The organism is Nocardiopsis sp. TNDT3 (assembly GCF_003427465.1).
Lineage (GTDB): Bacteria > Actinomycetota > Actinomycetes > Streptosporangiales > Streptosporangiaceae > Nocardiopsis > Nocardiopsis dassonvillei.
The window spans coordinates 1-10,733 of record NZ_QPFC01000229.1; the positions used below are offsets into that span (position 1 = coordinate 1).

General features: G+C 72.2%; 12 protein-coding genes. 7 read left to right on the top strand and 5 right to left on the bottom strand.

Features of this window, described 5'->3' with window-relative positions:
• Positions 1-35 precede the first annotated feature (35 nt).
• The 3 genes from DQW06_RS06265 to DQW06_RS06275 all read right to left on the bottom strand — a co-directional run bounded on the left by DQW06_RS06265 (position 36) and on the right by DQW06_RS06275 (position 3,064).
• On the bottom strand, positions 36-668 hold the full coding sequence (locus DQW06_RS06265; RefSeq protein WP_013151750.1) for a DUF4870 domain-containing protein: 633 nt from the start codon (positions 666-668) through the stop codon (positions 36-38).
• Positions 669-715: 47 nt separating this feature from the next.
• Entirely contained in the window at positions 716-1,045 is a 330-nt protein-coding gene (locus DQW06_RS06270; RefSeq protein ID WP_041553046.1) for a DUF4870 domain-containing protein, read from the bottom strand.
• Positions 1,046-2,224: 1,179 nt separating this feature from the next.
• Positions 2,225-3,064: a DUF3097 domain-containing protein gene (locus tag DQW06_RS06275; protein ID WP_013151752.1), complete on the bottom strand. Its 840-nt coding sequence runs from the start codon at positions 3,062-3,064 to the stop codon at positions 2,225-2,227.
• 181 nt (positions 3,065-3,245) lie between these two features.
• Between DQW06_RS06275 and hrcA the strand changes: the two genes are divergently transcribed.
• Genes hrcA through DQW06_RS06290 form a run of 3 tightly spaced genes read left to right on the top strand, consistent with a single transcriptional unit; the run spans position 3,246 to position 6,137 of the window.
• On the top strand, positions 3,246-4,259 hold the full coding sequence (gene hrcA / locus DQW06_RS06280; RefSeq protein ID WP_013151753.1) for a heat-inducible transcriptional repressor HrcA: 1,014 nt from the start codon (positions 3,246-3,248) through the stop codon (positions 4,257-4,259).
• Positions 4,260-4,263: 4 nt separating this feature from the next.
• A complete protein-coding gene (gene dnaJ, locus DQW06_RS06285; RefSeq protein WP_013151754.1) occupies positions 4,264-5,403 on the top strand; it encodes a molecular chaperone DnaJ in 1,140 nt (379 codons plus the stop codon).
• Positions 5,400-6,137: a 16S rRNA (uracil(1498)-N(3))-methyltransferase gene (locus DQW06_RS06290; RefSeq protein ID WP_013151755.1), complete on the top strand. Its 738-nt coding sequence runs from the start codon at positions 5,400-5,402 to the stop codon at positions 6,135-6,137. The genes dnaJ and DQW06_RS06290 overlap by 4 nt, the downstream gene beginning before the upstream one ends.
• 138 nt (positions 6,138-6,275) lie before the next feature.
• Here DQW06_RS06290 and DQW06_RS06295 read toward each other — a convergent pair whose 3' ends face one another.
• Together DQW06_RS06295 and DQW06_RS06300 are read right to left on the bottom strand one after the other, a co-directional pair.
• Complete coding sequence (locus DQW06_RS06295) at positions 6,276-7,037, bottom strand: hypothetical protein (RefSeq protein WP_117198130.1); 762 nt, start codon at positions 7,035-7,037, stop codon at positions 6,276-6,278.
• On the bottom strand, positions 7,034-7,564 hold the full coding sequence (locus DQW06_RS06300; protein WP_013151757.1) for a SigE family RNA polymerase sigma factor: 531 nt from the start codon (positions 7,562-7,564) through the stop codon (positions 7,034-7,036). Before DQW06_RS06300 ends, DQW06_RS06295 begins: the two co-directional genes overlap by 4 nt.
• A 325-nt stretch (positions 7,565-7,889) precedes the next feature.
• Here DQW06_RS06300 and DQW06_RS06305 point away from each other — a divergent pair, with 325 nt between their 5' ends.
• The 4 genes from DQW06_RS06305 to DQW06_RS06320 all read left to right on the top strand — a co-directional run.
• Positions 7,890-8,240: a histidine triad nucleotide-binding protein gene (locus tag DQW06_RS06305; RefSeq protein ID WP_117198131.1), complete on the top strand. Its 351-nt coding sequence runs from the start codon at positions 7,890-7,892 to the stop codon at positions 8,238-8,240.
• Between the two features lie 282 nt (positions 8,241-8,522).
• Positions 8,523-9,632 (top strand): PhoH family protein, encoded by a 1,110-nt coding sequence (locus DQW06_RS06310; protein WP_013151759.1) that lies wholly within the window; start codon positions 8,523-8,525, stop codon positions 9,630-9,632.
• A gap of 194 nt (positions 9,633-9,826) precedes the next feature.
• Positions 9,827-10,315 (top strand): rRNA maturation RNase YbeY, encoded by a 489-nt coding sequence (gene ybeY, locus DQW06_RS06315; RefSeq protein ID WP_013151760.1) that lies wholly within the window; start codon positions 9,827-9,829, stop codon positions 10,313-10,315.
• Positions 10,312-10,733: CNNM domain-containing protein (locus DQW06_RS06320; protein WP_117198132.1), on the top strand; the 422-nt coding region annotated here is incomplete at its 3' end. The genes ybeY and DQW06_RS06320, both read left to right, overlap by 4 nt.

Here is a 10,733-nt window from a genome sequence, read left to right on the forward strand (position 1 = left end):
CGGCCGGGCCCCCTCGCGTCCGCCGAAGCGCCGGACTACTTGATCCAGCTGACGTTGAACGGGTAGCGGTACCACTCGCCCCGGTTGGCGGCCACACCGCCGATGATGCCGAGGGCGACGGCCGCGATCCAGCAGATGAACCAGGTCAGGAACCCGATGATGACGATCATCAGGACGCTGGAGATCAGGTAGCCGATCAGGATCAGGAGCTGGAAGTTCAGCGCCTGCGCGGCCTGGTTGCGGACGAACGGCGACTCGTCCTTCTTGACGAAGAAGATGATCAGCGGCACGAGCCAGCCGATGACGCCGCCGCCCACGTGGGCGAACATCGCCATCTGGCGCTCGTCCGGACTGGGCTGGCCGGTCGTGGCCGAGGAGGGGCCGTAGGCGCCGTGCGGGGGCTGGCCGTAACCGCCCTGCTGGTAGTGGGACTGGTAGCCGCCGGTCTGCTCGTACCCGGGCTGGCCGGGGTAGCCACCGGGCTGGTTCGGATATCCGCCGGTCTGCTCGTACCCGGGCTGGCCGGGCGGGGGCGGGTAGCCGCCCTGCTGGTAGCCGGGCTGGCCACCGGTGGGGTAACCGTGCTGGGAGGGGTAGCCGCCGGAGTCCTGGCCGGGCTGCTGGCCCTGACCGTAGGGGCCCTCGGGAGGGTTGCTGGGATAGGACATGTTGGGTTCCTTCGTGCGGATGCGCTCGGACTGCGTGCGGGAGCGGATCACTTCAACAGGCGGATGCTCACCGGGTAGCGGTACCACGTCCCCTTGTTGGCGCCGTTGGCGCCCAGGACGCCGAACACGATAGCGACGATCCAGATCAGGGCGACCAGGAGGGATCCGATCCAGGACAGCTCCGGGAAGAAGATACCCAGGCCGATGAAGGCCACCCACGCGAAGAGGTAGGGGATCAGCAGGGTGAGCTGGAAGTTGGCCGCCTCGGCCGCGTGGTGGCGGACGAACGGCGACTGGTTGCGCTTGGCGAAGTAGACGGCCAGAGGCGGAATCCAACCCAGGCAGGCGATCACGAAGCCCGACAGGTGGGCGAGCATGGCCACGAGCGTGCTGTTGTCGCCGCCCGGCGCGCCCTGCTGGGGCTGGCCAGGAACGCCCGGCTGCCCGTACGCCGCGGGGGCGCCCGGGTAGGGCTGCTGCTGGCCCGGGGCGGGCTGGCCGTAGACGCCCTGCTGGGGCTGGCCGTACTCGCCCTGCTGGGGCTGCTGGGGCTGCTGGGGCTGGCCGTAGGGCTGCTGACCGTACTCGGGCTGCGGGGCGTAGCCGGGCTGGGCGCCGGAGGGCTGGGCTCCCGGCGCCTGGGCGTAGCCCTGCTGTCCCTGGTCGGGCTGCGGGGCGTACGGGGACTGCGCGCCGGAGGGCTGGCCGTAGGCGGGCTGCGCCCCCGGGGTCTGGCCGTAGGCCGCCTGCTGCCCGTAGCCGGGCTGCTCGGGGGCGCCTTCCGGCGGTGCGAAACCGGGCTGCTGCTGTCCGGCCGGGGGCTGGCCGTACTCGCCCTGCTGGGGCTGGCCGTAGGGCTGCTGACCGTATTCGGGCTGCGGGGCGTAGCCGGGCTGGGCTCCAGGGGCCTGGCCGTACCCGGGCTGGGCGCCGGAGGGCTGCCCGTAACCCGGCTGGGCCCCCGAGGCCTGGCCGTAGCCCTGCTGCCCCTGCTCGAACTGCGGGGCGTACGGCGACTGCGCGCCCGAGGACTGACCGTAGGCGGGCTGGCCCTGACCGGGCTGGGGCGCGTACGGCGACGGGGCGCCGGGGGGCGGTGCGAAGTCGGGCTGCGCCCCCGGGGTCTGGCCGTAGCCCTGGTAGCCCTGGTAGCCCTGGTCGGGCTGCGGGGCGTACGGGGACTGCGCACCCGAGGGCGGCTGGCCGTGGTCCTGGTCGGGCTGCGGAGCGTAGGGCGGCTGCGCCCCGGACGGCTGCCCGTAGGAGGGCTGCTGGCCGGGTTCCGGCTGCGGGGGCCGCTGTCCGTACTCCTGCTGACCGTCCTGCCCGTGCTCCGGCTGCTGTCCCCGGTGGGGATCCTCCGGGGGCGGGGGGTTCGTCGGGGTCTGGCTCATGCTCTTCCTTGGCTCCGCTGATGAGAGGGAGGTTCTGTACTACCGTGCTGTACCGACGACCGCGCGGGCCGGAGGCGGGCGACCTCGGCACCGGACACGGGGACCGGCGCCTCGCCCAGGTCAAATCCTAGGTCCTACCGCTCCTCCCGCGCGCAGCGCTCGCTAGGGAGCGTCCGGGTGCGGCCCGGTGACGAAGTCGATCAGCTCCTCCACCCGGCCGAGCAGAGCCGGCTCCAGATCAGCATAGGTACGGACCGACCCCAGGATCCGGCGCCACGCCTCTCCCGTCTCCATCCGCCAGCCCAGGGCGCTCACGACCCCCTCCTTCCAGGGCACGCCGCGCGGCACCTCGGGCCATGCCCCGATCCCCACGGAACCCGGCCGCACCGCCTGCCAGACGTCGACGTAGGGGTGCCCGGCCACCAGCACGTGCTCGCCGCGCACCCGCTCGGCGATCCGCGTCTCCTTGGACCCCGGCACCAGGTGGTCCACCAGGACGCCCAGCCTCCTGCCGGGCCCGGGTGAGAACTCCGCCACGATCGAGGGCAGGTCGTCGACCCCCTCCAGGAACTCGACGGCCACCCCCTCCACGCGCAGGTCGTGGCCCCAGACCTTCTCCACCAGTTCGGCGTCGTGGACGCCCTCCACGTAGATCCGGCTCTCCCGGGCCGTGCGCGCCCGCGCGCCCGGTACCGCCACCGACCCGGAGGCGCTGCGCAGCGGCCCCCGTGGAGCGGCGGAGGGGCGCACGAGGGTCACCGGCTCGCCGTCGACCAGGAACGCGGCGGGGGCGAGGTCGAACACGCGGCGGCGGCCGTGCCGGTCCTCCAGCGTGACGGTGGCCTTGTCCCAGGCCATCACCGCCCCGCAGAACGCCTCCTCGGCGTCCTCCACGACCAGTTCCCTTTCCAGGGGCACCTCGCGGACCGCCTTCTTCTTCGGGCGGCGCCAGTCCCCGGCGAGCACGTCGCGGCCGTAACGGCCGGTTCCCTTGGTAGCCACGGTCGTGCAGTCTACTGGTGGCGCGCGCCGGCGCCCCGTCGGCCGCGGCGCGTGCCGCGTGCCCGGCGGGAGCAGGGGCGGCACGGCCGCGCCGCGGCTTCACCACCCGCGGGTAACCGTCAGGGTTTGCGGCCGGGCGTAGACTTAGCACTGAGGACCATGGAGTGCCAGGAGGTGGCGAGTGCTGGATGAGCGCAAGCTCGCGGTCCTGCGTGCCGTCGTCGAGGACTTCGTCAACACCAACGAGCCCGTGGGTTCCAAGGCCCTGGCCGACCGGCACCGGCTCGGAGTCTCCCCGGCGACCATCCGCAACGACATGGTCGCCCTCGAGGAGGACGGCTACATCGCGCAGCCGCACACCAGTGCCGGACGCGTTCCCACGGACAAGGGGTACCGGCTCTTCGTCGACCGGCTCTCCTCGGTCAAACCGCTCTCCAGCGCGGAGCGGCGCGCCATCGAGTCCTTCCTCACCGGCGCCGTGGACCTCGACGAGATCGTCGCCCGGACCGTGCGGCTCCTCGCGCAGCTCACCCGCCAGGTCGCGATCGTCCAGTACCCGTCGCTGACCCGCTCGTCGGTGCAGCACGTGGAACTGGTCCCCCTCGGGGGTCAGCGGATCATGATGGTCGTGATCACCAACACGGGCCGGGTCGAGCAGCGCGTCATCGACGGCCTGGGAGAGGTCCACGAGGCCGCCGTCAACGACCTGCGCGCGATGTTGAACCGGGCCATCGCCGGACGCCACCTCGGCGACGTGCCCGACGCGGTGGAGGACCTGCCTCCGCAGGTGGCGCCCGAACACCGCCAGATGGCGGTGTCGGTCCTCTCCGTCCTGCTGGAGAGCCTCGTCGAGCGGCACGAGGAGAAGATCGTCCTCGCGGGGACGGCCAACCTCGCCGCCGTCGACTTCGCCGCCAGCCTCAGGGACGTCCTGGAGGCACTGGAAGAGAACATGGTCCTCATCCGTTTGCTGGGAGAGGCCAAGGACCCGTCGATGCTCACGGTGCGCATCGGCGCGGAGAACTTCCACGAGGGCCTGAGGTCCACCTCCATCGTGTCGGCGGACTACGGTGTGGGAAACCAGTCGCTCGCCAAGATCGGTGTGGTGGGACCCACCCGGATGGACTATCCGGGGACGATGGGAGCAGTACGCGCCGTGGCTCGCTATGTCGGACAGATTTTGGCAGGACAGTAACCCAGTGGCCAGAGACTATTACCAGGTTCTCGGAGTGCGTCGCGACGCGTCCAAGGACGAGATCAAGAAGGCCTACCGGCGGCTCGCGCGCGAACTCCACCCGGACATCAATCCGGACCCCGCAACCCAGGAGCGCTTCAAGGAGGTGACCCAGGCCTACGAGGTCCTCTCCGACGAGAACAAGCGCCGGATGTTCGACATGGGCCAGGACCCCTACGCGCCCGGCGGCGGCGGGGCCGGGGGCTTCGGCGGCGCGGGCGGGTTCGCCTTCGACGACATCATGAACGCCTTCTTCGGCGGCGGCCAGCCCGGCGGGCGCGGCCCCCGGGAACGGGTCCGCCGCGGGCGCAGCATCAAGATCCGCGTCGAACTCGACCTGGTGGAGACCGCGTTCGGGGTCAGCAAGGAGATCACCTTCCCCACCGCCATCCTGTGCGAGACCTGCCAGGGCGAGGGGACGGCGGCCGGTTCGCACCGCACCACCTGTGAGATGTGCCACGGACAGGGCGAGGTCTCCCAGGTCACGCGGTCCTTCCTCGGCCAGGTCATGACCTCCCGCCCCTGCCCCCAGTGCTCGGGCCAGGGCTCGGTCATCACCAACCCCTGCGGCGACTGCGCGGGCGAGGGCCGGGTGCGCGAGAAGGTCACCCGCACCGTCAAGATCCCCGCGGGCGTCGACGACGGCACCCGCATCCAGCTCGCCGGGGAGGGCGAGGTCGGCCCCAACGGCGGACCGCGCGGCGACATCATCCTGGAGATCATCCAGCGCCCGCACCCCACCTTCGAACGCCGCGGCGACGACCTGCACTGCACGGTGACCGTCCCCATGACGGCCGCCGCGCTGGGCGCCTCCTTCGCCTTCGACACCCTCGACGGCACCGAGAACATCGACCTGCGCCCGGGCACCAACTCCGGCCACGTCATCACCCTCCCCAACAAGGGCGTCAGCCACCTCGACGGCGGCGGCCGGGGCGACCTGCGCATCCGCGTCGACGTGGAGACCCCGAGCAGGCTGGACGAGGAGCAGGAGGCCCTCCTGCGCAAGTTCGCCGAACTGCGCGGCGAGGACCAGACCCCGGGACGCTTCAGTCCCGGACACGGCGGGTTCTTCTCCAAGATCCGCGACGCCTTCGGCGCCAAGTGACGCCGCCGGTCTTCCTGGTCGAGGCCGCCGACCTGGCGGCCGACCGGGTGACGGTGGACGGCGCCGAGGGCCGCCACGCCGCCGTGGTGCGCCGCATCCGGGAGGGCGAGACCGTCGACCTCTCCGACGGACGCGGTCTGCGCGCCCGCTGCACGGTGACCGCCGTGGGCGGGGACCACATCGTCTGCGCGGTGGTGGAGCGCCGGGAGGAACCGGCGCCCCGCCCCCGCCTGACCGTGGTCCAGGCACTGCCCAAGGGCGACCGGGGCGAACTGGCCGTGGAGATGATGACCGAGGCCGGAGCGGACGCGGTCGTGCCCTGGGCGGCGGAGCGCTGCGTCACCCGCTGGAAGGGCGACCGCGCCGCCAAGGCGCTGGCCAAGTGGCGTGCGACCGCCCGCGAGGCGGCCAAGCAGGCCCGGCGTGCGCGGCTGCCCGAGGTGGCCGACCTCGCCGACCGCACCGCCGTGGTCGAACTGCTGGCGGGGGCGGACCTGGGCGTCGTGCTGCACGAGGACGGCGCCAGCCGCCTGTCACAGCTGGAACCGCCTGTCGGACAGGACGCCGACGTCGTCGTGGTGGTCGGTCCCGAGGGCGGCTTCTCCGACGCCGAGCTGGAGGCGTTCGACGCCGCGGGCGCGGTCCGGGCGCTGCTGGGGCCGAGCGTGCTGCGCACCTCCACCGCCGGGGTCGCCGCCCTGTCGGTGCTCCAGGCCCGCACCGGCCGCTGGTAGGGCGCACGGACCGACGCTGAACACACGGGAGGCGCCCGAACGCGTCCGGGCGCCCCCCGTGTGTCTGTGTCCAGCGGGTGACTCCTGCGCGGGACCGGCCCCGGCGTGTACGGGGACGGACCCTCCGTGAGGGGCGTGTCAGCTGCTGGGAGCCGTCTTGGCGCCGTTGTCGCCTCCGGTGGTGCCGGTGCCGCCCGTGCCGGTTCCGTCGCCTCCGGTCCCGCCGCCCTCGCCGCCGGTGCCGTCGCCGCCGGACGGCTCCTCACCACCGGTTCCGCCGCCGTCGCCGCCGCCCTCCTCGCCGGTGGACCCGTCGCCGGTGCCGCTGCTCGGCTCGTCGCTGGGCTCGCACTCCTCCTCGGAGGCGGCCTTCTCGCCCTTCTCCCCCTCGGAGCTGGACGGGGCCGGGGAGGCGGGCTCCTCGGGCGTCGGACACGTGGTGGCGGCCGTGACGCCCTCCTCGGAGGGAGCGGGCTCCTGCTCGTCGTCCTCCGGGGTGGGGGAGGAGGCCGGGTCGCGCGGCGGCTCCTCCTCCTGCTGGGTGGTGCCGTCCACGGAGCCGGTGGAGGGGTCCGGAGCGATCACACCGCCGCCCTCGCCCTCCTCCTCGGCGGGCGCGCCCTCGCGGTCGGCGCCCGCGGGGACGATCTCCAGCACGTGGTCGCGGACCTGGGGGCTGGAGATGACCACGGACCCGGCGATCAGGGCGGCTCCCGCCACCGCCACCGCCGGACGTAGCCAGGGCATACCGAACCAGGCCGAACCGCGGCTGCGCTCAGTGCGCTCACGGATCAGGTTCAACGCCTCGGGAGAGGTCGTGACCGTGTCGGCCTCGGCCTTGAGCAGGTGGCGCAGCTGCTCCTCGAACGGATCGTTCGTGGGGTTCGTGGGGCTGGTCATGTCGTTTGCTCCAGAACAGAGCGGAGCGCGGAGATACCGCGGGACGTGTGGCTCTTCACCGCGCCCCGGCTGATCCCCATGGCGTCCGCGATCTGTGCCTCGGACAGGTCGCCGTAGTACCGGAGCACGATGGCCTCTCGCTGACGGGTGGGTAGTTTGCGCAGGGCGCGGATGACGGCTTCGCGCTCCAACAGGCTCAGCGCGCCGTGTTCCGCGCTGGGGGCGTCGGGCAGGGCCTTGGGCGCGTGCTTCTCCACGACCGCCCTGTGGCGGAGTACGGACCGGGCCTTGTTCACCACGGCCTGGCGCAGGTAGGACAGGGCCTTGTTCGGGTCGCGCAGGCGGCGCCACGCTCCGTGCATGGCGACGAACGAGTCCTGGACGACCTCTTCCGCGGTCGCGTGGTCGCGGACCAGCAGGGCGGCGAGCCGAACGAGCGGACGGTAGTGCTCCCGGTAGAGCTCCGTCACGGCGTGGTCGGCGTCCCACTCCACCGAGAGCGGTGCCGTGGTGGCACCGGCCACCATGGTTTCTGTCGTCACATCAGTTCGACGCACACCCTTGTCGCGGGGTTTACGAAAGGGCATACCTCTTCTTTTCCAGGTAGACGTGCGTTTCAATCCGAACACGCGGGAATATGGCCGGGGCCGGACGGAGCCGACGACCTGACGCGCACGGGTGGAAAGCCTATCGCGCCCGGGGCGCCGGGCGTCGCCGAATCCGCTCGCCCACAGTGCCTCCCAAGCCCTCCGCCGCGGGCCCGCCCGACGGCGACCTGCGGCATCATGGTCCCGGACGAACCCGATACGGCGGCCCTTTCGGCGGTCGCGCAGACGCAAAAAAAGGTGAGCGATGGCCCAGGACGACTGTCTTTTCTGCAAGATCGTGAAGGGGGAGGTGCCCGCCGAGATCGTGCGCGAGAGCGAGCGCGCGGTCGCCTTCCGCGACATCAACCCCCAGGCGCCCACGCACGTGCTGGTCATCCCGCGCGAGCACCACCCCAACGCCGCCGAGGCCGCGGCGGCGGACACCGGCCTGCTCGACGAGGTCGTCCGGGTGGCGCACGAGGTGGCCGTGGACGAGGGCGTCGCCGACCAGGGCTACCGGCTGGTGTTCAACACCGGCAGCGGCGCCGGGCAGACGGTCTTCCACCTCCACGGGCACCTGCTCGGCGGCCGCGGGCTCAACTGGCCCCCCGGGTAGGAGGCGCGCGAACCGGTCCCGCGCGCGGACGCCGACGCCCCCGACCCCACTCCTCCCGCACGTTGTCCACAGGCGGAAATAACGGATCGAGTCGGGCGGAGGCGCCTTGGTAGACTCGTCGCTGTGGGCTTCGAGGGTTCGGTGTGACCATGGGGAACACCGGCGCGCAAGCTCCGACCGGGCGCCGTCCGCGGCGCCGGGACCGTCCACCAGGTGCGCCTCCCGCAGGGGTCGGGAAGGCGCCCGACCGAAGGGTAGGGACAGCGGCCGCACGGCCTCACCATGTCCGAGACAACGCACACGCACCCGCCACGGGACACCCAGGTCAAGGTCGTGGTGCCCGACGAGCACACGATGGTCAGCCTGCTGGGCTCCAGGGACGAACTCCTCAGGGCGTTGGAGCGGGCCTTCGACAGCGACATCCACGTGCGCGGCAACGAGTTCACCATCAGCGGCTCCCCGGAGGAGACCGCCGTCGTGGTCCGCCTCGTCGAGGAGCTGATCGAACTCGCCAAGAGCGGCACCCACGTCACCCCCGACACCATCGAACGCATGGTCCACATGCTGCGCTCGCCCGGTGCCGAGCGCCCCGCGGACGTGCTGACCACCAACATCCTGTCCAACCGCGGCAAGACCATCCGTCCCAAGACGCTCAACCAGAAGCGCTACGTCGACACCATCGACCAGCGCACGGTGGTGTTCGGCATCGGCCCCGCCGGTACCGGCAAGACGTACCTGGCCATGGCCAAGGCGGTCAAGGCGCTCCAGGACAAGGAAGTCAACCGGATCATCCTCACCCGCCCCGCGGTGGAGGCCGGTGAGCGGCTGGGCTTCCTGCCCGGCACCCTCTACGACAAGATCGACCCCTACCTGCGCCCGCTCTACGACGCCCTGCACGACATGCTCGACCCCGACTCCATCCCCAAGCTCATGGCGGCGGGGACCATCGAGGTCGCGCCGCTGGCGTACATGCGCGGCCGTACCCTGAACGACTCCTTCATCATCCTGGACGAGGCCCAGAACACCTCGCCCGAGCAGATGAAGATGTTCCTCACCAGGCTCGGGTTCGGCTCCAAGATCGTGGTCACCGGTGACGTGACCCAGGTCGACCTGCCCGGCGGGCAGACCAGCGGTCTGCGCACCATCGAGTCCATCCTGAGTGACATCGACGACATCGCCTTCTGCCGCCTGAGCAGTGAGGACGTCGTCCGGCACAAGCTGGTCGGCAAGATCGTGGACGCCTACGGGCGCTACGACGCCGCCCAGGGCGACGCCCGGGACGGCAGGGGGTCCGCCGGGGGCGGCCGCTCCCGCCGCGGGTCCGCGCGCCGCGTCGCCCCCGACACCCCGGCGGAGCCGGGGAGCGCCGGCGACGGGGAACAGGCAGACTGAGACAGGGGTGTTCCGCCGAGGGCCTTCGGACCCGACACGGCCCGAGGAACACGACCCCACGGCGTTCGAACCGGTGGGCCCGCCGCAGGCGGGTCCACCGGTTCGGTTGCCGAGGGCGCGCCGGACCGGCGCGCCGCACCACCGGCCGGGCACTCCGCCCGGCCCCGCGATCCCTAGGTAAGGCAGCCGCAACCATGAGTATCGACGTCGCCAACGAGTCCGGCGTCACCACCGTGGACGAGGAGAGGCTCTCCCGTCTGGCCCGTCACGTGCTCGACGCCATGCGCGTCCATCCGCTGGCCGAGCTGTCCGTCGTGCTCGTGGACGAGGAGCCGATGGCCGACCTGCACGTGCGGTGGATGGACGAGCCGGGCCCCACCGACGTGCTCTCCTTCCCGATGGACGAACTGCGCCCCGGCGGCCCCGGCCGCACGAGCGAGCCGGGCGTCCTGGGGGACGTGATCATCTGTCCGCAGGTCGCCGAGCGCCAGGCGGAGAAGGCCGGGCACGGCACCGAGGCGGAGATCGACCTGCTGTGCACGCACGGCATCCTGCACCTGCTGGGCTACGACCACGCCGAGCCCGAGGAGCACAAGGAGATGTTCGGTCTCCAGGGCGAGATCCTCGCGGCCTGGCGCGAGCGCGAGGCGGCCGGGGCCGAAGGGGATGAGAGCGCCCGATGACTCCGTCGGCCTGGCCTGACATCGCCCCGTTGACCACCGGTGAGCCCGTGGAGTGGATCAGCGCGTTCGCGGTGGCCCTGGTGCTGACCGCCGTCGCGGGCTTCCTGGTGGCCGCGGAGGTCGCCGTCACCCGTGTGATGTCGGTGGGCCTGCCCGAGGCGAGTTCCGGTGAGCGCGTGGCCAAGTCCGGGCGCCGCTGGGAGCGGGTGTCGGCGGACCCCACCCGCCACCTCAACGTGCTGCTGTTCCTGCGCGTGGTGTGCGAGGTGTGCGCGGTGCTGGCCGCCGCCGTGGGCATGGTGTTCCTGCTGGGGCTCGGCTGGCCCGCACTCGGGTTGACCGCCGCGGCGATGGTCGTGGTGGAGTCGGTGCTGATCGCGATCGCGCCGCGCATCCTCGGCCGCCAGTTCTCCGGGGC